Origin of the sequence: Oceanobacillus sojae (assembly GCF_900162665.1) — a bacterium.
Lineage (GTDB): Bacteria > Bacillota > Bacilli > Bacillales > Amphibacillaceae > Oceanobacillus > Oceanobacillus sojae_A.
The window spans coordinates 690,254-712,480 of record NZ_LT727809.1 but is presented as its reverse complement, the minus strand read 5'-3'; the positions used below and the strand labels follow the sequence as shown (position 1 = coordinate 712,480).

Annotated in this window: 22 protein-coding genes; 5 read left to right on the top strand and 17 right to left on the bottom strand. The window is 35.1% G+C overall.

The annotated features are described in order from the left end of the window. Positions 1-547: 547 nt before the first annotated feature. The 3 genes from BN1068_RS03845 to BN1068_RS03840 form a co-directional block, all read right to left on the bottom strand. Positions 548-1,801 (bottom strand): aminopeptidase, encoded by a 1,254-nt coding sequence (locus tag BN1068_RS03845; protein ID WP_077601496.1) that lies wholly within the window; start codon positions 1,799-1,801, stop codon positions 548-550. A 172-nt stretch (positions 1,802-1,973) separates the two neighbouring features. Beyond that, positions 1,974-2,105 carry a hypothetical protein gene (locus tag BN1068_RS24150; protein WP_303046889.1) on the bottom strand — a complete coding sequence of 44 codons (132 nt, stop codon included), beginning with the start codon at positions 2,103-2,105 and terminating at the stop codon, positions 1,974-1,976. Positions 2,106-2,232: 127 nt separating this feature from the next. Beyond that, positions 2,233-2,823, bottom strand: a complete 591-nt coding sequence (locus tag BN1068_RS03840) for a hypothetical protein (RefSeq protein WP_077601495.1) — start codon at positions 2,821-2,823, stop codon at positions 2,233-2,235. An 866-nt stretch (positions 2,824-3,689) separates the two neighbouring features. On the opposite strand from BN1068_RS03840, the gene BN1068_RS03835 reads away from it, so the two are divergent. After that, entirely contained in the window at positions 3,690-4,259 is a 570-nt protein-coding gene (locus BN1068_RS03835; RefSeq protein WP_254846702.1) for a TetR/AcrR family transcriptional regulator, read from the top strand. Positions 4,260-4,313: 54 nt separating this feature from the next. Beyond that, on the top strand, positions 4,314-5,522 hold the full coding sequence (locus tag BN1068_RS03830) for a YhgE/Pip domain-containing protein (protein ID WP_077601493.1): 1,209 nt from the start codon (positions 4,314-4,316) through the stop codon (positions 5,520-5,522). Positions 5,523-5,781: 259 nt separating this feature from the next. Here BN1068_RS03830 and BN1068_RS03825 read toward each other — a convergent pair whose 3' ends face one another. The 11 genes from BN1068_RS03825 to BN1068_RS03775 form a co-directional block, all read right to left on the bottom strand. Then, positions 5,782-6,696: a phosphotransferase gene (locus tag BN1068_RS03825; RefSeq protein WP_077601492.1), complete on the bottom strand. Its 915-nt coding sequence runs from the start codon at positions 6,694-6,696 to the stop codon at positions 5,782-5,784. A gap of 178 nt (positions 6,697-6,874) precedes the next feature. Further along, positions 6,875-8,023, bottom strand: coding sequence for an ABC transporter permease (locus BN1068_RS03820; protein WP_077601491.1), 1,149 nt, complete (start codon positions 8,021-8,023; stop codon positions 6,875-6,877). Continuing rightward, on the bottom strand, positions 8,020-8,895 hold the full coding sequence (locus tag BN1068_RS03815) for an ABC transporter ATP-binding protein (protein WP_077601490.1): 876 nt from the start codon (positions 8,893-8,895) through the stop codon (positions 8,020-8,022). Before BN1068_RS03815 ends, BN1068_RS03820 begins: the two co-directional genes overlap by 4 nt. A gap of 20 nt (positions 8,896-8,915) precedes the next feature. After that, positions 8,916-9,599 carry a zf-HC2 domain-containing protein gene (locus BN1068_RS03810; protein WP_077601489.1) on the bottom strand — a complete coding sequence of 228 codons (684 nt, stop codon included), beginning with the start codon at positions 9,597-9,599 and terminating at the stop codon, positions 8,916-8,918. Beyond that, on the bottom strand, positions 9,589-10,086 hold the full coding sequence (locus BN1068_RS03805) for an RNA polymerase sigma factor (RefSeq protein ID WP_077601488.1): 498 nt from the start codon (positions 10,084-10,086) through the stop codon (positions 9,589-9,591). The genes BN1068_RS03810 and BN1068_RS03805 overlap by 11 nt, the downstream gene beginning before the upstream one ends. A 550-nt stretch (positions 10,087-10,636) precedes the next feature. Continuing rightward, on the bottom strand, positions 10,637-11,020 hold the full coding sequence (locus tag BN1068_RS03800) for a permease (protein ID WP_254846694.1): 384 nt from the start codon (positions 11,018-11,020) through the stop codon (positions 10,637-10,639). Positions 11,021-11,038: 18 nt separating this feature from the next. After that, complete coding sequence (locus tag BN1068_RS03795) at positions 11,039-11,248, bottom strand: helix-turn-helix transcriptional regulator (RefSeq protein ID WP_077601487.1); 210 nt, start codon at positions 11,246-11,248, stop codon at positions 11,039-11,041. A gap of 253 nt (positions 11,249-11,501) precedes the next feature. Further along, a complete protein-coding gene (locus BN1068_RS03790; protein ID WP_077601486.1) occupies positions 11,502-12,569 on the bottom strand; it encodes a sensor histidine kinase in 1,068 nt (355 codons plus the stop codon). Next, on the bottom strand, positions 12,566-13,282 hold the full coding sequence (locus BN1068_RS03785; protein WP_077601485.1) for a response regulator transcription factor: 717 nt from the start codon (positions 13,280-13,282) through the stop codon (positions 12,566-12,568). Before BN1068_RS03785 ends, BN1068_RS03790 begins: the two co-directional genes overlap by 4 nt. Positions 13,283-13,309: 27 nt before the next feature. Next, positions 13,310-14,242 (bottom strand): ABC transporter permease, encoded by a 933-nt coding sequence (locus BN1068_RS03780; RefSeq protein WP_077601484.1) that lies wholly within the window; start codon positions 14,240-14,242, stop codon positions 13,310-13,312. Continuing rightward, entirely contained in the window at positions 14,239-15,165 is a 927-nt protein-coding gene (locus tag BN1068_RS03775; RefSeq protein ID WP_077601483.1) for an ABC transporter ATP-binding protein, read from the bottom strand. The genes BN1068_RS03780 and BN1068_RS03775 overlap by 4 nt, the downstream gene beginning before the upstream one ends. 326 nt (positions 15,166-15,491) lie before the next feature. Between BN1068_RS03775 and BN1068_RS03770 the strand changes: the two genes are divergently transcribed. Continuing rightward, the gene (locus tag BN1068_RS03770) at positions 15,492-15,743 is read left to right on the top strand and encodes a hypothetical protein (RefSeq protein WP_077601482.1); all 252 of its coding nucleotides are present in this window, start codon (positions 15,492-15,494) and stop codon (positions 15,741-15,743) included. A gap of 76 nt (positions 15,744-15,819) precedes the next feature. Here the strand turns inward: BN1068_RS03770 and BN1068_RS03765 are convergent, their stop codons facing one another. Together BN1068_RS03765 and BN1068_RS03760 are read right to left on the bottom strand one after the other, a co-directional pair. Further along, the gene (locus BN1068_RS03765) at positions 15,820-17,181 is read right to left on the bottom strand and encodes a transposase (protein ID WP_077601279.1); all 1,362 of its coding nucleotides are present in this window, start codon (positions 17,179-17,181) and stop codon (positions 15,820-15,822) included. Between the two features lie 295 nt (positions 17,182-17,476). Next, the gene (locus BN1068_RS03760) at positions 17,477-17,713 is read right to left on the bottom strand and encodes an ArsR/SmtB family transcription factor (RefSeq protein ID WP_084788512.1); all 237 of its coding nucleotides are present in this window, start codon (positions 17,711-17,713) and stop codon (positions 17,477-17,479) included. A 186-nt stretch (positions 17,714-17,899) separates the two neighbouring features. On the opposite strand from BN1068_RS03760, the gene BN1068_RS03755 reads away from it, so the two are divergent. Further along, complete coding sequence (locus BN1068_RS03755; RefSeq protein WP_077601480.1) at positions 17,900-19,246, top strand: MFS transporter; 1,347 nt, start codon at positions 17,900-17,902, stop codon at positions 19,244-19,246. A gap of 144 nt (positions 19,247-19,390) precedes the next feature. Here BN1068_RS03755 and BN1068_RS03750 read toward each other — a convergent pair whose 3' ends face one another. Next, entirely contained in the window at positions 19,391-20,440 is a 1,050-nt protein-coding gene (locus tag BN1068_RS03750; RefSeq protein ID WP_077601479.1) for an Rpn family recombination-promoting nuclease/putative transposase, read from the bottom strand. Positions 20,441-21,183: 743 nt separating this feature from the next. Here BN1068_RS03750 and BN1068_RS03745 point away from each other — a divergent pair. Next, positions 21,184-22,002: a hypothetical protein gene (locus tag BN1068_RS03745; protein WP_077601478.1), complete on the top strand. Its 819-nt coding sequence runs from the start codon at positions 21,184-21,186 to the stop codon at positions 22,000-22,002. Positions 22,003-22,227: the final 225 nt, after the last annotated feature.

The following is a 22,227-nucleotide window of genomic DNA, read 5'->3' as shown; positions in this document are numbered from 1 at the left end:
CAGCGGAACGGCGAGCATGTAACAGGCTGCCGCCCCTACGGGGCAACAGCCTGTTACATGCCTATCCCCCAAGAAAAGTGTTCATTCTTATCAAGCAATAATGGTCTACTTTAGTTTAGCAGTTACACTTCTTCATATTGTCCCACCCAAACAATTAATATTAATACATTTAATGACTTTTAAACATACTATAGAATCCTCTGCTTTCCAATTCAGAACCAATTTTACCATAAATAATAAACTATTAAATCTTAAACAAAGGATTGAAGCTATTGTTCAATTTGATGTTAACATTCTATCTGATATATTTTCTATAATCACTGGAACTTTTTATCTCCTTCATAGTTACATTTCCAGTGAAAAGACTTGCCAAATATCATTTCATAAAGAAACACATAACCAGACTATATAATCTGTTTATGTGTTTTACTGCTTCGTTCTATATGTATTAAAAAATCACATTAATGAACATTTTTATCCCATATAAGTAGATAATCTTTTTTGATATGGTTTCAAAAAGTCAGATCGAATTAAAAGGACACCTAAATTAAAATAGAAAATCCCCATCCTTCATTAGCAAAACTTCCGTTCCATCTTCTTGTATTCCCGCTACTTCCATATCTTCCGTACCAAAGGTTATATTGACTAACAGGAGTGATGTATTAAGGCCTGCTTCCTTCAACTCTCCCTCCGAAAGATTACTGCCATTTTGAAGATTAGAAGGAGAAGCGTTCCCTATCCCTATATGGCAGGCAGTATTTTCATCAAACAAGGTATTGTAAAAAAGCGTTTCTGTCTGAGAAAGTGGAGAATTATTAGAAACCAAGGCGATTTCACCCAGGTAATGGGAGCCTTCATCTGTTTCGATGAGATTTTTTAAAGCTTCTTGCCCAGTTACGGCATAATAATCAGTAATCCATCCATCTTTAAATATCAGGTAAAAATCGTCGATGATACTTCCCCCGTAGATAAGCGGTTTAGTTGCTACCAGCTTGCCATTCACCTTATTTTTATGAGGAGCGGTAAATATTTCTTCCGTGGGGATGTTTGGAAAGAACCGTATCCCCTCTTTATCTATCACCCCCCCGCCGATATAGATGTGATTTTTAGGCATGCCAATTGTTAAATCAGTTCCCAGGCTGTTCACAAAATGCAAAGTTTCAAATTGGCTGTCGTTTAGGATTTTTTTCCGTAATTCAAAGTTTCTGTCATGATCTTCCCAGTCTTTAGTAGGTTTTTCTCCATCTGTCCGAGCGCCTTGTAAGATGGATTGCCATAGTGATTGCATGGCTTTTTCTTTACTTAAGTGGGGAAATACTTTCTTTGCCCATACAAAGCCGGGAACAACCAGAAGACACCAGCGTATCTCGTGAGATCTAATCTTTGCGTTATGAGCCTTCAGCTTGGTGCGAGTGGCCTTTTGGAAGCGGCTCATCCGTTCATTGGAGACATCCTCAAATACATCTAAGTTTTCAGAAATAATATGGATGTGAGCAGCTCCCGCATCATCCCACTCTTTAAAACGTGCAGCTTGCCAGTCTGGAAAATGATCAATGGCATCCTCTGCTGCATATAAATAAAATTCTTTGGCGGACTGTTCATCTGTCCAATTCATAACCACATTTGAAGCTCCTGCATCATAGGCCGCTGTTTGAATTAGACGTGCAAATACAGCATTTTCAATATCACTATGAATAATCACTAATTGATTCTTTTGCACATTTACGCCCATCCGGACAGCGAGCTTTGCATACTTTCCCAGCTGTTCTTTATTAATATAATCATATTTTTCTTTACTCATTGCATACTTCGCTCCTATTTAGTCCACTATACTATTTTATCTTTAAGATAAACTGGTTTAAATCATCATTCATATATTGCTTAGCAATTGTGTAGAAGTTTACATTCTTGTCTTTTGTAACAGGACTGCTATAGCTTTTAAATGGTTTCAGATCACTATTGTCAAAGGCAACTTATCCTTTTTCCCGTAACACATCATTTTCATAGTATCGATTGAGTTCATTTAGGAAAGCCGCTTCTTCTTCGTCATCAAAGTAATGTTCAGCAACATATTCTGCTTGTTTCAGCGCCATTTCTCGTGACACTGCCCTCTACTCCTTGCTTTTGTCAGACATTGAAAGAGTTCCGAATGGCCGAGCCTAATTCTGCAACTGCCTTAAAAAATGGTTGAACGTTTGTTGTACTTGACTGATATGGTAAATTAAAAACTAATTAATCCTCCCAATAAAAAAGCGCATCCATCACTTTATATTCCCGGGGCTTACGATAAATAGTAGCTATTTTTGTTTTAAAAGTTAGAGGCTGCTTCAAAATAGCTTCATCTAAGTTTTTATATTCAAACTCCTCTAAAGCTTGGTGCAGCTGACGCTCTACCGTTTGAAATTTCTTACCTACTTTCACCCGTCTTGGGTCATCAAGTAAAGAACCAAACCCTCCAGCAAGCTCTTCGTTTGTGGCAATATCAATTGTTTTGAATCGTTTGTCTTCGCCCATAATAGCAACTGGAGCTAAACGACAAATATCTACTATAATCCCACTAATCTCCAGCTCTCGTTCTCCATTTTTCTCCTTAATAACTGTAATATCCTCTTTTCGATAACAAAAAATCTCAACGAACGAAGCATAGCCGCTTCCAAAATGATTCCATTCAGCTTCAAGCCTTACATCAGGAATTCGTTTTAATCGATAAAACAAGCGGCGGATATGTGCCTCAATTTCTTGTTCATTATTCGTATCATACGGAAAATAATTACCAACAGCATTTCCTTCAATTATGGTTTGCAATTGTTTATCTGAAAACATGGGCCTCTCCCCTTTTTTTCTTTCAAATATATCATTTATTTGATGGTTGGTGGTTTTTATAAAAACTGCGTTGGTTTGTTTATCTTTATGTTATATCCTTATTTATTTTTTTCAGATAAGTTCAATTTAGAAATACGCTGAGGGACAATCATGATGGCAACATAAGATACGATAAAAAAGTGTCAGCACTATCGTTGCTATAACACCTATGTTAAATGACGGTAAGCTAATAGATAATTTGGAAGGTGAGGATTTTTTCAATCAATAAGCACTCTTTTATTTCCTTTTAAAAAATAGATACTCAAAGTAAGACAGGTCCAATAAACAAGTGTCAAAGGAATCCATGCCCATTCGTTGAGGTAGATTGAAAAGAAAATGGCTGTTAAAAGTCCAAGTAGTCTTGTTCAATCAAAAATTCATACCATATTTTACTCAAAATAGTATTTTCCCTTAAAATGAATATAGTTATATTATACCTATTTTTTGCTAATAGCGGAATAGTATTATAATTGACAAATATTTTTATAATTGTATGTACCTGCTCCGTAATTCCGTTGGCTACTTATATTACTCTATACAAACTCTTAATGTTAAAATAGCAACGCAATATGTAGACCTGCACACAAATGATTAAATGTATTTTGAATAAATCAACTCTAGGATTGGTTATTTTCTACCTTTATTAGATTTCTTCATTCACTTTTTTCTCCTCTCTTTTAAACCTTTTTTTATATTCCTTCTCAATAATAACAATGGCTTAATTAAACCGTTCACTAAATACTCCATCACTCTTGACACCATGAAACATTATCTATAAACTAAATGCAAGTAAGTACTTACAATGTATTGGAGGAACAGATTTGCATATGTCAACAGAAGATAAAATTATTGAAGCAGCCATAGAACTGGTTTATGAAAAAGGATACAAAGGAGCAACAACCCGGGCGATTGCTCAAAAAGCAAATGTAAATGAAGTAACCATATTTCGTCATTTTGGCAATAAGAAAGGGATTATGGAAGCAGCTATTCAAAAATATGCATTTGTTGATTTGCTGGAAAATACCTTTGCTGAAAAAATAGTGTGGGATATAGAAAAAGATTTAAAAATGTTAGTTAGAGAATACCAGGCTTTACTGGATCAGAAAAAAACAGTGATTTTATTGGCATTAAGAGAGTCCAATGAATTTGCTGAATTAAATGAGATGCTAAAAAAAGTCCCGCAAACATATATTGAAATCATTACACATTATTTTGAACAAATGATAGAGAGAGAAAAAATAAAAAAATTTGATCCTTATACCCTTGCTACTAATTTTGCTTTTATTAACTTTGGATTTTTCTTATCCAAAACAAGAGTCCTGTCAGGATCGGAAGAACTGTCGATTGAAGAATTTATAGATAAAAATATCGCGTTCTTTATCCAGGCACTTCAATAATTTTTTTTGAATAATATGCAAGTATGTACTTGCTTTCAAAAAAGGAGGATTCATATGAATGTATTAAAAAGTTTTTTCAAACAAAAAGAAACGCTTTTAGGCATTGCGGCTGCGGTTGCTTTTCAACTTATTTTTGTTATTGTCTGGTTAACTGGTTATGACGGTGTTTATGATCGGACAGATCAATTTTCGATTGGAATCGTAAATGATGATCAGATGCTTGGAGAGGAAATTGTAACCCAAATAAAGGATAAAGATTTATTTCAAATAACTGAATTTGAGGAATTACACGAAGCAAAGCAGGAGTTAGATGAACGGGACGTAAACATGCTTATTCATCTCCCGGACAATATGATGGAGCAGCTGCAAAATAACGAAACGGTATCCATCGATTATTTTATTAACCAATCTGCCCCTACCTTAACGAAACAAATGATGGAAACGACAGCTAATACACTAAATAGCCAAGTGAACCAACAAGTCCGGGAAATGATGGATGCTCAAATTGCGGAGAATATTCCACCAATGATGGCAGCCGAAGCTCCGGACGAAGAAATGGCAGCAGTTACCGAAGAGATAGCTGGTCAAGTAGTAGACTTGGTACAGGAAAATACACAAGTGAACCCTTTAAATGCAACTATCGAAAAAACAAATAACAAAGAAGGATTTGCGATTACGATGGTTCCTCTATTGATCGTATTGGCATCTTATATTAGCGCTATGTTGATCAGCCAGTACTTGCAGATGACAAATGAAAGATTAACAGAGAATCATGGCAGATTCTCCCTATTCTTTGGCAGGCAGGTTATTAATATTTTATTAGCTATTGGTATTTCTTTATTAACTGTTTGCCTGATGTATTTATTTCATATAGAACTGGATTATTCTTTTATGGCCTTATGGGGCTTCCAGGCAATATTGCTCTTTAGCTTTTTGGCTATCTCTCAGCTTTTTGTTATGTTATTTGGAAATCCCGGCATGATCTTTAACATTGCATTAACTGCAACGCAATTAGTCAGCTCTGGAGCTATCGTACCCCGTGAGCTATTACCATCCTTTTATTATGAACTTGGAAATCTGCTGCCTGCAACATATGGAGTGAACAGTTATTTAAGTTTAATTTATGGTGGCGGCAATCTTGGTTCTGATTTAAAGCATCTGACAATGATTATTGTTGTCCTCTTAGGTCTGGCGCTTGCTGTACAAATTTTATTTTCTGTATGGGATCGTTTTAAAGCACAAAAATCATTGATGAATCATTGAGCTCTTTTGCGTTTGGATTGACAGCTAACAGAGGAATCTCTTCACTCATAATAGTCACTTTAGGAAACACCTAATATCTGGCACATCTTTTCTACAAGAAATTCAAGATGACTAAGTTTTACGTTAGATAAAAAGAATCCATTTTGAAAAAAGATAAACCAAAATGGATTCTTATCCTGTTGATGTTTTATATTTATAAATAATTTAACCATTCCCATTTTTTACATTAAAGTCTCTTTACTAACACCTTATATCATTTTTAATTCCCTTCAATAGCTTTAAACACCTTTGTATATTTGTTCATCATTTTAAAATTATAAACAACTTCCTCATAAAAATCTTCTTCTACTTTGCTGAATGCTAATATGGCTAGAGAGCCTCTTAGATACCACAAATGAATATACATTAACAATTCTTCTAAATCAACTTTAGGCCGATGCTTTTCATATCCCTTTAGCAACTCGGGTAAAGCTTTTTCTATCTTTACTTGGGATAAATCTTCGTTAATTGCGGTAGTAATTCCTGCAGCCAAATCAAAATAAAAATGCCCAAGTCTTGCTTCTCCAAAGTCAATTATTTTAACTGTTCCACGATTTATAAGCATATTCCAAATACCTAAATCACCATGAATCAGATGACGTTGTATAGTTGTATGATTTATAAATCTGTTTACAGTTGCGTTCATAACGTTTTGGTTAGGAACCACGTCTACACAAAAATCGTTAAGTTTCTGCCATTTATTTTTGGCTTGTTTCCAAAGTGTTTCTATATCAAATCTATCCGTTTGATTATATTTACAATTTGATGTCTCCAAAGAATCATGGATCATTCCTATGCTTTCTCCTATTTGAAAAAGACAATTCATTTTTGGTGTTACTTTCTCACCTTCCATATATTCTTGTAAATTATAGAAATGCTTTCCATACCTTGCATAAGGTTCGCCAGTCTCCGTTTGAACAAGTTTAGCAACTACAGCAGGTACTTGCTTATGGATATGCTCACTAATTTTTAATTCTATTTTTCCTTGAAGTTCATTTTTGAGCGAGCGCAGAATCCATACTCCCTCATCCGTTGTTATTTTAAAAGTATTTGAGGTATTTCCAGCTTCTATCTTATCGACTTTTATGGTTCTACCAATAGCGTATTGAGAAAGGAGATAATCTATTTCATCCATATACACACCTCTTCCTTTTTTATCCAGAATTGCATAAAACCCGATAACTTCAACACTTCTTCGCGGCTATCACCAACTGATGGATCTTACTTTCCTTTTTTGATTGAAGTATCCTTTACTATAATTATGTGCTTAGTTGGATAAATTTCATAATTATTTCTTTTAAGTACTCTAAAGATTACTTCACCTGTGAATATTTCATCTTAAAATATAAAATAAAATCAGCTGCTACTTTTATAATTAGCGCAACACCAATAGTTAAAATAACATTCGGAATAAAACTGCTAAAAAAGAAAAATGTATCATTCTCCATTTTCATTAGCATTTCTTCAACCTGATAATTTTGAATAGGAAATAGATTCAATATTTTAGCTACTATACCTGTCTGATAAATTTCACCTAACAGAAACGGTACGAAATAGATACCTAAAGAAATCGCTAATGAAATAAAAGGAGACTTTGTCATTGTTGAAATTAGCAAAGTAATACCAATTATTGACAAGAGACCTATCATTTGAACTCCAACTACTAGCAGATAAACTTGAAAGTTATTCATATAGACTGGAAAATCATTTAACATTACTGAAAAATTGGTTTGAATATTTGCGTCCCAACCACTTAGACCATGATAGCTATAGAAGAATATTAAAGAGATTAACTGAATTACTAAAAATATCAGAATAGAAACTACTACCGCCACTGTTATCTTTGCAATAGTTAACTTTCCCCTGCCATATTTTGTAGAGAGTAGCAATTGATTAATATTATTAGAGGTTTCACTAGAAAAAATGGAAGAACAAATAAAGATTATGAACAAGCTGGCAAGCATGAACAAAAGGTTAGTAACATTGAAAAAATTCCCCCACGTGTTGTAACCACCAATAATTAAAGCTGTATTAAAGTTTGCAAAACCAACGTCTTCAATAGTGGGAGTATCAATTTCATCAATAGTTATTTTTTCTCCTTTTTCCATTGCATCATTCATTTTTAAATAGATATCTTCGCCTTTTGGAAAAAAAGCATCCGCAACTCCCCAAGAAAATACATCAAATGGTCTTTCTGGCTCTATATCACTTTGATACCTGTCCATGAAATCTGCTAAAATTTCTTCAACTTTTTGATCGTTGAATTCTCCAGCGTGTGCATTTGTAACTTCCGAATAAAACCCTGGATACCCTTTTTCCGTATTTGTTTGTTCTGCAAAAGTAAGCTGAGAATAGTAATAACCTAACAAAAAAATTCCTGCAATAACCACCAGCGAAACAATACTTGCTGCGAGAAAAATTTTATTCTTAATTATTTTATCAAGTTCATATTTCATAATCATTTTTTGGGTACATCCTCTCTTAAATAATATAAATATACATCTTCTAACGTAGGCTGTACCTTCTTTGCATTCTGTGCAGGCTGTTCTTTAGAAATAATTCGTAAAATAGTTCCTACAGCTTCATGTTTTTGATTACTTATCACATAATTTGCTAATAAATCATCCACTGATGAAGATTTCATATGACATTCCCATACATGTCCTTCAATTTCTTTTACAAGATTTTCTGAATTACCTCTGTTCTCTATTTTCCCTTTGTTCAAAATCAGGATTTCATCAGCAATATATTCAACATCTGAAACTATATGTGTAGACAATATGACGATCTTTTCCTTTGAAAAAGAGCTAATCAAGTTTCTAAATCGAACCCGTTCCTTTGGGTCTAATCCAACTGTCGGCTCATCTAAAATCAATATCTTTGGATTATTTATCATTGCCTGGGCAATTCCTAAGCGTTGCTTCATTCCCCCTGAATACTTCTTGATTTTTTTACTTTTTACATCTTCCAACCCAACTAATTGCAATAATTCTTCACATTTCTCTTTAGCCATATTTTTATCTAAACCTTTTAACGACGCTATATATAATAAAAATTTCAAACCCGTAAAGTCAGGGTAGTAACGGAAATCCTGAGGTAAAAATCCAAGTATAGAGCGAAATGAATCTGCTTTTTCATTCGTATTTTCTCCGTTATAAATAATGGAGCCCTCATCCGCCTTGATTACTCCACAGATAATACGCATTAGAGTCGTTTTTCCCGAACCATTTGCACCTAGTAAGCCATAAACTCCAGGTTCTAATGCAATGGAAATGTCATTTAATACCGATGCCTTTTCATATCTCTTTGATATATTTTTAATTTCTAAAGTCATATAAAAGCAGCCTCCTCAAATCAATGCTGTTTCTCTGCATGGTATAAATCCTTTAACAATATTTCTTCGGAGTGATCTTTATATTGAATTTTTATTTTGTCATCCTCTGTTAGTTTTTTTTCTTCTCCATTGTCCAGTAATAAGGTGTTTTCATTTAAGAAAGTATACGTAATATCCGTACCGCCTTGTTGAGCCGCGGCCAATTCAGAATGAATATTCCATTTTTTATCCGCTAAGATATTCCAATTTTCATAAATGATAATCAAATCAGTATAGTTTTGGCTGCTCTGCTGTTCTATTGCTAAAAGATACCGGTTATCCTTTTTTGATTGAAAAGTCAGCGTGACGATATTATCCTGCTGCTGGATACTTGTCTCAACATTACTATCATCAGCTATCCACATATGGACAAACAGAAAATGATACCCAATGGCCAGAACAAGAAAAAGTGCTAATAATGATCCTGTAATAACGAAAATCTTTTTCCTGTTTTTTGAACGAACCTTTTTTAGATAGTCAATATTTCTTTTCTCATTTTTCTGTTCTTTGGTATGTCCTATTAATAAATCCCCCTGCATTTCTTTAAAGTATTCCCGGCATTCCGCACACTGCTCCATATGTTTTTCCATCAGTCTATTTGTCTCTTCACTCGTTAAGTTTTCAATATAACTTGGTACTAAATCTTTGAAAACATTATGATCCATCTGGTTTGTCACCCTTTCGTATTTGTTGTTTGGCACGATAAAATGTTACCCGGGCCCAGTTTTCTGTTTCTCCAAAAATAACGCCAATTTCTTTAAAGGATAAGTCCCCTAATAACCGGAGATACATAATTTCACGCTGTTTATTATTAAGCTTATGTACTTGTTTGAAAAAATTAATTTTCTCTTCATTTCTAAAATATTCTTCTTCTAAATCATGAAATCTTTTTTCTTCATAGCTTAATGATTCCGTTAACTTTTCTTTTTTCTTCTCTCGATTGATTTCCTGCAACCAAACATTTTTCGCGATGGAACATAACCATGTGGAAAATTTTGCTTTTCCATTATCATGAAAGTTATCAATCGATTTAATAGCTTGATAGAAGGTTTCTTGGGTCAATTCTTCAGCGAGTTGACTATTATTGGTTAGCGTTAACAAATATCTATAAATAAAGTCCGCATAGTCTTGATATATATTGTCTTTATCCACTTTTTACCTCCTTCCATACTTATAGTCTTTGGCCATTGATAGAATAAACATCCGTTTTTCTTAAAAAGCTTGAAGTTCTAAAATGGATACTATGCTTGTCCATCATTCAAGTGAATTGGAAAAGATTGATTCATATAAGACAAGCCTTTTAAAATCTTATCATCTATATATCCAGAAATAAGTTAATTCGTTACAATATTTTTTGTTTTTTATCCCAATTTTTTATCCTCATCATTTCACACTAACACTTCTTTATTTTTCCACCATTCAAATACAGCGTAGTGACATTTGCATATACTTTTAAAATAAGAATTTCCGTTTTCTTTTAGATCAAATAAATATGCTGTAAACCCAAGTCAATTACAGATTTGAGCTTACAGCATATAATTTATCAGAGTCATATTCTTACCTGCATTCAGGGATATAAAAAAGTATTTAAACTATTATCAACTTCTATCTTGCCGACTTTTATGGTCTTTCCAATAGGGTCTTAAAAAAGGTATCATCTATCCCATTTATATTATCCAGCATTTCACTAAACCAGAAACCTTCAATATTTTTTCGCAGCTATCACCATACAAATAAAGACTGTACAAATGGTCAGTGCAATTAAAATATAGAGCACATCCAGTGCAGATAGTGTTAAAAGATTAAACTGAAGAATCATTAATAAAATTATATAGTAGACTAATATGGTAAAATACGCATACTCTAATCCCTTCTGTCTGATCAATTTCATGCGCTCGTCTTTTTGTTTGAAGTGTGGATAAAGATAGCTCATGCAGAAAGCCATGATAGCTACTGACAGTTGTATATAGGTGGAAGGTGCGGGAAATGTATTGGCCATTACAGCTGCAAATACAATAAAACCAAACATACCTAACTGGAAAAAAACTAAAATTAAAAATAATCCTCGACTTATATCTTTATTCAACTTACCCCTCCTTCTAAATTACTTCTTATAATCTGTTTCTTCTAAAATAAAAACATTCTCTACATTGGTTTGAAAAATCTCTGCAATAATCATTGCTAAAGGAAGTGATGGATTGTATTTCCCTTTTTCAATTGAAATAATTGTTTGTCTGGACACTCCAAGAAGCTCAGCAAATTTTTCCTGGGAGTAACCAAACTTGCGTCTATATTCCACCATATTATTTTTCAATCCATATCACCACCTTCATTATTCATGGTATAGTAAAGGACGCTTGACGTCAAGCGTCCTTTACTATTGTTTTTGATGATCAAGTATATATGAAGCCGTTAAGTTCATCTATCTTTAATGAATGATTGGCAAAAAGTAATACCGATTGTATATAATAGTTTTTACCGTTTCCTCTCTTATAATAAAAATAAAAAAACAACGGCTATCTATTGCTAAGCCACTGTTCTTCTTCCTTAAATTTTCAAAATAAAATTCAGTCATAAGACAATTTCACAGTAATTGCAGTCCCACACCCCAGCTCACTACTCACTTCAATCGATCCTCCATAAGCAGCGATGATTTGCTGGACAATTGCCATCCCCAGTCCGGTTCCTCCAGTCGGAGTATTTGTAGGAGTTCCCCGGTAATAACGCTCAAATAAATGATTGACTGCGTCCTCGTCCATCCCTATACCGTTATCTTCTATCACGACTTCCACCTGATCTTTTTTCTCAATCGTAACTTTAACGACAGTTCCAGCCGGGTTATGCTCCACTGCATTCACTATTAAATTGGTAAATGCCCTTTTGAGCAGCTTGATATCTCCTTTTATATAAACAGGATGATTACTGCCGATGAATTCAAACGAAATCTCTTTATCGACAGGCATATTAGCTGCTTCAGCTACGACCCTTCGCAGCAGCTCTGTTAATTCTATTTTTTCGGAATTCCTTTTGATATCCAGCGATTGATCCATCCGAAAAGCGATACCAAGATCGGAAATCAATTCTTCCATATGCCTGGATTTCTCTTTAATCAGCTGTAAAAATTCTATTCTTTCTGCTTCACTCCATGTATGCTCCGCTGATAAAAGCATATCTGTGTAACCGGAGATATATGACAATGGTGTTTTCAAATCATGTGTTACGCCTGCTGCCCATTCCTGTCTCCGTTTGTTAAATTCTTTCCGTTTTTTCTCATTCTCCTGAAGGATGGTGGAGAGAGATTCCAGGTTGGTATTGACCTCCCGGTAGATACGGCTGGAGAGAAATTGTTTTTTCTGTTTTGGAACCAAATATTCTCCGTTGGATAAAACTTCTATCCGATTCAGCACACCATACATAGGTCTCGCGAAGTAGTAACCATAAAACAGACAATATAAAAAATAAAATGCAACGGCAACCCAGGACAGGATCTTTATCATTGTCAGGTTATCGGGCTCCTGCAGGATATAAATATATAATACTCCAGGGATCGCTAAGACGAGCATCAGCAAAAACTGATGTAAAATAAAACTGAATGTAAAACGGACAACGAGACTTCCAGTCAGCCATCGTATCATGGCGAATCCTCTGTATCTGGCGGTACTAATTTATAGCCGATCCCTCTTAATGTAACAATCAGCGAAGGATTTTTCGGGTCTTTCTCGATTTTTTTACGAAGCCGCATAATATGGATGGAGACCGTTTTCTCATCTCCAAGACTATCGTAACCCCACACAATTTCATATAACTGTCCTGCCGTAAATACTTGTTTTGGATGTTCAGCTAAGAAAAGCAATAGTTCAAACTCTTTGGCAGGACAGGCTACTGCTTTTCCGTCAATCAGTAATTGAGCTGCTTTTTTATTAACGGTAACTGTTCCGAAATGATATACTTTTTCCGGTTCCGTAATTTGCTGATACTGCTCCTGCCGCCGGAGTTGTGCATGAATGCGTGCCGCAACCTCCAACGGATTAAAAGGCTTTGTAATATAATCATCTCCCCCAATTCCAAAGCCAGTCAGCATATCTAAATCACTTGAACGGGCAGTAAGAAATAAGATGGGAGCATTCGTCTTTTGGCGGATTTCCTGACACAGCTGAAATCCATCTGTGTCAGGCAGCATCACATCCAGTACAATTAAATCATACGCTGACTGTACTATTTTTTCCCTGACTTCTTTTCCTGAGTATGCACTGTGAATAAACGTATAGCCTTCCTTGCGCAAAAGTTTTTCAAGCATTTGAATAATACCCGGTTCATCATCAACCAGCAATATTTTTTGTGCACGCATTTTTTTACCCCTTTTTACATTTCATTTTTAAGCTGTATCCCGTTTTTTGAATACCATCCAGCTTAATCCTGCAAAAACTGCTATATAAACAGCTAATACAGTGAGAGAAAAGCCTAAAGTCATTTCCGGTCTTGCCGGCAGATGGAATATATACAAGCTTATATCGCTATTAGCAAAAGGCAGGTATTTTAACCAGGATATACGGGAAGTTGCTTCTATGATGGAATTGCCTACAATCATAATAAACAAAGAAATCCCGACTGCCAATGCACTATTACGTAAAATCGTTGAAATAGCGAAGGATAATGTAACATAACTAAGTATCGGCAGAAAACTTAAGCCATACATCTTAACGGTCTGCAGAAATACATTCATCTCTGTGACCTCTCCTCCCGCATTTAAGAACAAGTCCGTTGTGTCAAGATTTCCAAATCCATAGAACATAGCACTTACACCGTATCCGGTAACAAATACTATGGCCAGCATACATAAAGCAAATACGGCTACAGAGATGTACTTGGAAAATAAGATTTTCGAGCGGCTATGAGGGCGGATCAGCAACAGTTTAATTGTTCCGCTTGTATATTCCCTTGATACTACATCAGCAGCAATGACAATGGCAAATATAATCACCATTTCAATTAATCCGGAAAAACGCAGTAAAGCAGACCATGGGTTTTCACTGACCGGAGCAATATCATTTTCCAGACGGTAGTTGGCAATCTGAAGTTTATTCTCTGTATCTGCATGCATTTGAGGAGAAAGCTCATCAATTTCTAATTGTCCCTGATACCGCTCTATCAGCTCCGATTGTTCAGCACGCCAATCAGACACAGGCTCTTCAGTTAGCTTATTCATTACAAAGCTGCCAGCTGTGATCGCAATCAACAGGAATAAAATAATCCAAGTCAGCTTCCGGTTCACTATTTTCATCATTTCATTTGAAATCAATCCAATCATTGTTCTTCCTCCATCATTTCCAAAAATTTATCCTCCAGGGTCCGTTCCTGCACATGAATACTCAAGACACGAACTCCATTTTCTAACAACAGCTTATTTAATTCCGGGACCTCATCTTTATTCATTTGGATCCACAACTCGTTTGGTCCGCTGCCGGCTATCGCAGTCTTGTTCAAATCCGCAATAAGCATTTTGGTCAATTCTGTTTGCGATGCTTCTACCTCTAGATAAACGCGTGAAATACTATCTTTAGATATAAATGCCTGTACATTTTCGATACTGACCAGCTTTCCTTTCTGCAAAACGGCAATTTTATCGCACATCAACTGCATTTCTGAAAGTAAATGACTGGAAACAAATACGGCTACGCCTTCCTGATGAGCAAGTTCTTTTAAGTTATTGCGGAGCTCCCGTATCCCTGCCGGATCCAGCCCGTTCGTCGGTTCATCCAGTATTAACAGCGCCGGACGATGCAGCAATGCCTGCGCAATTCCTAAGCGCTGGCGCATTCCCAATGAATACGAGCTTACTTTGTCATGAATACGCTCCTTCAATCCAACTTGCTCAACAATCTCATTGATCCGTTTCTTAGAAATACCCGGAACCATCCGCGCATAATGCTTTAAATTCTGATAGCCCGTTAAATATTTATATAAATCCGGATTTTCTACAATTCCTCCTACATGCCGGATTGCTTGTTCAAACTGGCTGGCAATACTGTGCCCATTAATCAGGATATCTCCCCGGCTTATTTTTATCAGTCCGACCATCATCCGGATTGTTGTCGTTTTACCAGCGCCATTTGGCCCTAAAAATCCAAATACCTCTCCTGCTAAGACATCAAAATTTAAATCATTAACGATTGTCTTTCTTCCAATTATTTTGGTAGTGTGCTTAAATTGAACAATTGGCTGTTGCTTCATATACCTGTTCCCCTTCTGTTTCATAATATGAAGCGCTTATCCGGCGCTTCCATTCGATTATAGAAAGCGAAAGTAAACAGAGGGTAAACAGAAATTAAATACCGTGCAAATTCAGGGATAGCAGAATTGAAGTAACAATAAATGACTTGATTATTAAATGAAATTTAGTACAGAATTCAGAAACCTATGATACACTTAGGTTAATTAAATTTGCTGTAAAACACTGTTGCTTATTCAACTAACGGGCAGGTTAGTGAAAGTAAAATCCTTGGGAACCTTTCATTTTCTAATTCGTATATGTCGTAAGGATAGGAGGGAATTTATTTATGAAGAAAGTGTTTGATGCTACATGTGAAGGACACCATATTCAAGTGGTTAATACCTGGCTTAATGGTGAAAAGTTATACGTTGATGGTAAATTACAGGATGAAAATTTAGGTCTCGCATTGAGAGCAACTTTGAGAGGAATTCTTAAAAAAAATGATCAAATCACAAAAAATATTAAAGTAAGCATCGGTGGTATTTTTACAATGAAATGCAAGATTTTTGTAGATAATGTTTTGGTTTTTAGTAAGTGAATGAATTTCATAATTGCTCTTTTTAAAAATACAAAGACGAACAGAATTTTCGAAAGTGTATTTTAAAAAACAAAAATTATGCAGCTTGTTGTTGCTGAATAAGCTCCGCTTGGATGCGATCCGCAGCTAATTTGGAAGCATTGTAAATCAAAGCGACCATGTCAAAATGGACTTTCGCACGCTTTCCAGTGCGATAGCGAACATTATTTAACTGATAGAACTCTTTTAAATAAGCGTTGACACGTTCTACTGCTGTCCGTTGTTTAAAAATCTTTTTCCAAGCTCTTGATCCGCGCGCAGGCGCCGTATAACGTCTTAAATCGGTGGTTATTTTGACTTTATACACTTTTTGACAGATACCTTCATTTGCAAGTGGGCAGTTGCTACATTCCTTAGGTCTGGTATACTTCAATGTTTCGTATTTCGGATCAAAGCTGTCATATTTATAGGAATGTTCTCGCAAACAGGTCGGGGCAAAATCCTTATCAAACCCGATCATTTCGCCTTCATTGCGTTTATTATAGGCAATGACAGACTGTTGTCCCATGCGATGAATTTGTTCATAAATCGGCTCGAAATCATAGCCCGCATCCAATGTCTGGTAAGAAGCAGACGTAAGCGGAAGTCGTTGATCTATCCCCTTCAATAGGGCGATAGCGGCTTTTCCATCATTTAAGCTGCCGGAAGAAAACAAGGATTGTAGAATATACTGGCTTGATGCCCCAACTGCGAGGTGTCCTTTGTAGCCAAACCAATACTCGTTTTTACCATCTGCATTCTTTTTCACACCCCATTTTGGGTTCTGTGGCACTTCTGCACGCAATACGTCTAATGGAACGTCTAATTGAGCTTCTATTTTCTTTTCATACAATGGAAGATTCGCTTCTTTTTCTGCTTGTTCTTTGAGATATTGGTCGCGTTCTTTCTTGGATTTACGCCCACGCTTTTTGGGTCTGATTTCCGATTTTTCTTCTTTTTGAACGGGCGCCTTGTCCCGGGCTTCAAAATGGGTTGCGTCAATGGCGATGACTTCATCAGCGATAAATCCTTCTGTGATAGCTGCCAGTGTTACGTTTTCGAAGGATTTCTCTAAAATATCTGATTCACTCAGTTTTGTAACCAAGCGAGAATACGCAGCTTCTGACGGTGTAGAATCGGAAACAAGAAATCCGCAGTTCATTTTAAAGATAAAGTCATCATTTAGACGCTTGATTAAGTCTTTGATCGTTGGGATGCGCTCGATGTAGCGAATAAAAAAAGAAATAATCATCCCTGCATAATTTAGCTCAACAGGCGCTCCAAGCCGGGATTTCTTATTAATCGCATGATAAATACGATCCAGATCAATCGCTGAAATAATCGCTTCATATTTTTGGGTAGGTTCCATGTCATATAATTCTTGGATGCCAAATAGACTCGGTTGTCGTATAATGGTCATAAGAAGTACTCCTCCAGTCTTTTTATGGTTTTGTGGTTATTACCATTATACAAGATTTGGGGAGGTACTTCTTTTTTTATGCCCTGAACTCATTGGGACGCAAGGGTTAAGAATTATGAAATTCACTCAAGTAGATAGTCTTTTAAAGGTTTCTTATTAAAAATATAATATCAATTCCGACTAAAAATAGTGGATTAGATAGATAAAGAGTGCTTTTTTTCACGGAAGCACTCCTTTCTTTTTCATATAAAACTAATATTTTAATGCTGCCTTATGGTGATTATTCTAAATCAGCTTAATTCCGTTGGATAGAACGGATCCAATCTATCATATCATTTAACGTATCTTGGTTAACGGAATAAAAATAACGTTTCCCCTCTCTCTCCAAATTTAATATTTGTGCATTTCGCATCTCTTTTAAATGGTAAGAAAGCTTTGTATTTGAAATAGCTGCTTTTTCTTCATTTAATATTCTTAATATATCCTGTGGACAGAAGCTGTTTTCCGCTAAATTTGTAGCGGGCAGATACATTCTTTCCTCCTTTCTCTTCTGTATAATTTCAATTATTTTAATCCTTGTCTCATCCTGCAATACTTTAAAAATGTCATTGATTCGATATGTTTTCATATTTTTATTATAACAGTTTCACTTGACATTTCAAATATTTTTGAATTAAAATCGATGTTGTTTCAAAAATATTTGAAATGAGGGATTGTAATGAAATATTTATCGTTTACCAAAAGAGAAGCGGCCAGTTTGATCAGCATATGCTTGGGAAGTTTTCTAATCATTTTAGATACAAACATTTTGAATGTTGTTATGCCCGTTATCAAAAATGAACTACATATTGATTACACGGCCATGGCCTGGGTTTCTAACAGTTACATCCTTGCATTTGCAGGATTGTTACTCTTGTTATCAACATTTGCAAAAAGGATAGGCAGTAAAAATGCCTTTTTATTAGGAATTTCTATCTTTTTAGCTGGCTCCATTTTTGCCGGATTTGCTAATAGCTATGCCTGGCTAATTACTGGAAGAATTGTACAAGGGGTTGGGGCTGCACTCTTTTCCCCTGTTGCTACTTTATTATTAAATCAGCTCTTTCCGGACGTGAAGAAAAAGGCAGTTGCTTTTGCTATATGGGCAGGAACTTCCGGCATCGCCTTTGCTTTTTCTCCTATTATCGGGGGATTATTGAGTCATACTTTCGGCTACCGCAGTGTCTTTTTTATTAATATTCCTTTTATTATTATCATCATTTTATTTGGAATCTACACTTTACCGAATAATGCTAAAGAAAAAGCCCTATTTTATTTCAGGGAACAGTTCTATTTTATAATTGGTCTTTTGGCTTTTGTTCTATTTTTAAGTTTTATAGATATTTTTTCAGGTGCCTATACCATTTTGATCAGTCTACTATTTATTGCTATTCTTTTTAGGTTTATTCATCAAATCAGAAAAGATAAGCTGCATATTCTGCCTGCTGATTTATTTAATATCCAATCGATATCGTCTCTTTTAAATGTTTTCAGCTATAATCTGTGCTGTTATGGATTTATGCTGGCATTATCTGTTTTGTATCAAAATCAATTAGGATATAGCTCAACACTTACAGGAATTTTATTCTTGCCTTTTACATTGTCAGCTATGTTACTGACCACCTTTTTATCACCAAAAATCAGTGAGAAATTCGGGTTGTATAAGGGGCAAAGATATTCTTTAATTTCAATGATTATTGGTCTGATTCTAGTTTGCGTATCCATGCTATATCGTGACTATTATTATTTATTAAGCATCGGGTATGTCTTTTTAGGATTTAGCGGGATGGTAGCTCCTTTGGTTACCAATGCTATTTATCAGGATACGAAGCCGGGATATCATAATGAAATATCTTCTTTTCTTAACATTTTTAGGCAATTAGGCAGTATGATTGGGATTATTTTAGCAACAATTGCTATTAATTATTTTGGCATTATAAATGGTATCTATGTTGTCAGCATCTTGATGATTATTGTTTTAATAATTGCCATGATTCTTTCGAAAACAAAGCATCCGGCTCATTAATTGAACTGGATGCTTTGTTGATTTTTAATACAAATATTCTTAATATAAAACCCACTGCCACTTATTAGTTTCCAGGCGAAGCGCAGTACTAATCAATGTTAAACAAGCATTTTCAACTAATCAACTAAGTTTCTTGTTTTTCCCTTAATTTTCAAGTGATTTCCGAAGATCATTTATTTCCTTCAGCTCCAAACCGGTTAATTCTGATATTTCTTTATCCAAATAGCCCCTGTTTAACAGCTGTTTGGCGACATTCCTCTCTGCTTCTATCCTGCCTTGCTCTATACCCTTTTCTATACCTTTTTCCATCCCCTTTTCCATACCTTCCTGCATTCCTTTCTCCATACCTTTCCTTGTCGCTTCTTCTTCAATTTCTCTAAACAATCTTCCAAACGTCGGGGTATCTCTCAGTTTTTCCAAGCCCATGATTTTTCCTTCCTCCTTTTTATTTTGAGCGATGGGTAACGAGTCATACAACTGCTCCTGCAAATCCGATGGAATCTGCATCATATAATCAATGAAATACAATAATGCGACGAGATAGTTTGCGCGATGCGAATATTTTTCAAATGCCAGGCTGATAAGCTGCTGCTTGTAGTAAAACCTTGCTTTTAGTTCTTTGGCTTTCTTTCCTTTGTTTTTACTGACATAGATTCCTGCAAGCACTGCTAAAGCAAATGGATTTTTCGATTTTTTCAGTTCTTCTGGATCTTTTCCATGAAATCGGTAGATGTTATAGACATAGGTTAATTCTGTGCCATAAAAAGAGTAATAGAACGCATCTTCATGCTGTTTATAGCTGGTGTCGGTCAACAGGGCGATGGAATAAATCGGATGATTAGATTTATCGTAAATCCGGTAAAAATATTTAAACATGCGTTCTGCAAATTCTTTTTTGCCAACTGCCTGCACTTCGATATGGATGAAAACGTATTTTTCCTCTCCATTCTTCAGCATCACTTTGACCAGCTTATCCGAATAATTATTCCCTTTTTTTGATTTCATAACAAACTGAAAAAGCTCCAGATTTTCGAAGTTCACTTCTTGTTTAAAATTAATTTCCGGGTACAAATCCGGTGCAAAAAACTGCATAAATTCTTGAAACAGTTCTTCAATTAATTTTTTCCAAAGTCCGTCGTAATCAGGATTTTCTTCTTGGTAACTGATCTGATTTTCCTTGACGGTATTTAACATTATTTTATCACATCCCCAAGTAATTATAAATTTGTTTTCATCCTATCGTTTTTGTGCGTGGAAAGCAAAACAGTAAAATAGAATTTCCACTGTGAAAACCGGATGTAAAAAGACATTTACTGCTGAGTATTTTGATTTTTATAAGCATAAAATGACATGTGATTTTGATTTTTAATGATTTTTTGGAGATTAGAAAATGTTGTGTCATCTTTTATTCCAAACGCGATGTCTAGAATAAATTATTGTCCATCTAATAATGTAAATAAAAAGAAGTCCAACGGAATTTACATCATTTTTGAAATAATTGGATTGTTTTCTGTGAAAATCACCCAACCGCTGTTATAAACAACGATAATGGATAAACAAAGATTGCATTCCATAATCCCTTCACTTTCAGGTGTAATCAGTTCTCATTCTCTAATCTTTAATAAATTAATAGGGTAAAAAAGCACCCTGTCTTTATTATTGTATAAACGAAAATAAGGCTTTAAAATATGTATTGGGATAAAGATTCAACTCGGATAACAAAACACGCAAACTTTTTAAGATCAGTAAACCAAAAGATCTGTTTGTCATTGAATTCATACATAACTTCACCAGGATTTGAAGATGCCATCATGACGAAAACGGAGAGTCTAGAGGAAAATATATTCTGAGCAAGAAGTTTAGCTTGTCTTTGTCCGAAGTTAGAAGTATGACATTCCAGGCTGTTACAGAGCTAATGAACGAAGGAGCTGCTTTCATTGAAAAAAATGATTATTTTAATTTCTATATTGATATTAGGGGGTTGTTCATTCTTTCAAGATGATAAAGAGGCAGAACCTGAAAAAACATCGGTGAAAGAGGGATATTATTATCATCTGGAGGATGTTACAACAGAATTATTCTTAACAGAAATAGATGCTCAAGAATGGATGAAATACTACTTAAAGGACAATCAAGATAAATTGGATGATATCGTAGCAGAAAATGCAGTTAGAGGCATTATAAATAATGTGGATTTAGATCTGATACAGGAAAATGAAGTTCAGGTTAAATCTTGCAAAGAAGGATTGTGCAAAATATATTCAAATGAGTCCCCTGTTCTGAAAGCATTTGTTGTTCCCGCTATGAAAATTAATGAGAAAACGGAGAGTGAAGAATCAGAAAACCTGAACAATGCAGATCAAGAACCAGTAGAAGATCAATTTTGGCAGCTTATCAATGAACACATAGAAGACACGCTTAAAAAGTCCTCCGAGCTAATAGAGCTGTATCAAAGTGGAACTCCTAATAAAATAGATAGAGAATCTATTGAATCCTTATATGATAGCATCCATGGAAGAACGCAATATCTACGATTAAATTTGGTTCCAAATGACGAAGAAATAGAAAAACAATTTAATGATTTATTAATGGCATCCGAATTTCTATTCAATAGCTTTCATCAAGCACAATGGTATTTTGAACACGAGGAAGAAAGAGAATTGAAGAAGTTAATAAAACAAGAAACACTTCCATTAAGAGAAGATTTTCAGGAAGTAACGGAAAAAATACAGGAATATCAGGGAGTAACCAAATAGATAACACGTTGTTTTACGCGTAAATAGCTTTCGCTTGTTTTTTCACTATACCCAGTACAAATCCACTCAGAAAAGAGATACAGACATCTATATGAATGTATTGCAAATAACAGTAATTAAAGAGTACAATGCACGACGGGTTTTGCGATTGATACTGGAGCCTAAAAGCTCCGGCTCCAGTATTTTTTTGATTGCTTCATAAGGAATCAAGTTCGCCTTTTTTTA

Bases quoted from the DNA above. Each gene is read 5' to 3' on its own strand.
- BN1068_RS03790 (WP_077601486.1), bottom strand. From the start codon at position 12,569: ATGATACGATGGCTGACTGGAAGTCTCGTTGTCCGTTTTACATTCAGT.
- BN1068_RS03820 (WP_077601491.1), bottom strand. From the start codon at position 8,023: ATGATTATGAAATATGAACTTGATAAAATAATTAAGAATAAAATTTTT.
- BN1068_RS03840 (WP_077601495.1), bottom strand. From the start codon at position 2,823: ATGTTTTCAGATAAACAATTGCAAACCATAATTGAAGGAAATGCTGTT.
- BN1068_RS03810 (WP_077601489.1), bottom strand. From the start codon at position 9,599: ATGGATCATAATGTTTTCAAAGATTTAGTACCAAGTTATATTGAAAAC.
- BN1068_RS03765 (WP_077601279.1), bottom strand. From the start codon at position 17,181: ATGACCATTATACGACAACCGAGTCTATTTGGCATCCAAGAATTATAT.
- BN1068_RS03775 (WP_077601483.1), bottom strand. From the start codon at position 15,165: ATGAAGCAACAGCCAATTGTTCAATTTAAGCACACTACCAAAATAATT.
- BN1068_RS03825 (WP_077601492.1), bottom strand. From the start codon at position 6,696: ATGGATGAAATAGATTATCTCCTTTCTCAATACGCTATTGGTAGAACC.
- BN1068_RS03750 (WP_077601479.1), bottom strand. From the start codon at position 20,440: ATGTTAAATACCGTCAAGGAAAATCAGATCAGTTACCAAGAAGAAAAT.
- BN1068_RS03830 (WP_077601493.1), top strand. From the start codon at position 4,314: ATGAATGTATTAAAAAGTTTTTTCAAACAAAAAGAAACGCTTTTAGGC.
- BN1068_RS03770 (WP_077601482.1), top strand. From the start codon at position 15,492: ATGAAGAAAGTGTTTGATGCTACATGTGAAGGACACCATATTCAAGTG.
- BN1068_RS03780 (WP_077601484.1), bottom strand. From the start codon at position 14,242: ATGATTGGATTGATTTCAAATGAAATGATGAAAATAGTGAACCGGAAG.
- BN1068_RS03785 (WP_077601485.1), bottom strand. From the start codon at position 13,282: ATGCGTGCACAAAAAATATTGCTGGTTGATGATGAACCGGGTATTATT.
- BN1068_RS03755 (WP_077601480.1), top strand. From the start codon at position 17,900: ATGAAATATTTATCGTTTACCAAAAGAGAAGCGGCCAGTTTGATCAGC.
- BN1068_RS03845 (WP_077601496.1), bottom strand. From the start codon at position 1,801: ATGAGTAAAGAAAAATATGATTATATTAATAAAGAACAGCTGGGAAAG.
- BN1068_RS03815 (WP_077601490.1), bottom strand. From the start codon at position 8,895: ATGACTTTAGAAATTAAAAATATATCAAAGAGATATGAAAAGGCATCG.
- BN1068_RS03835 (WP_254846702.1), top strand. From the start codon at position 3,690: ATGTCAACAGAAGATAAAATTATTGAAGCAGCCATAGAACTGGTTTAT.
- BN1068_RS03760 (WP_084788512.1), bottom strand. From the start codon at position 17,713: ATGTATCTGCCCGCTACAAATTTAGCGGAAAACAGCTTCTGTCCACAG.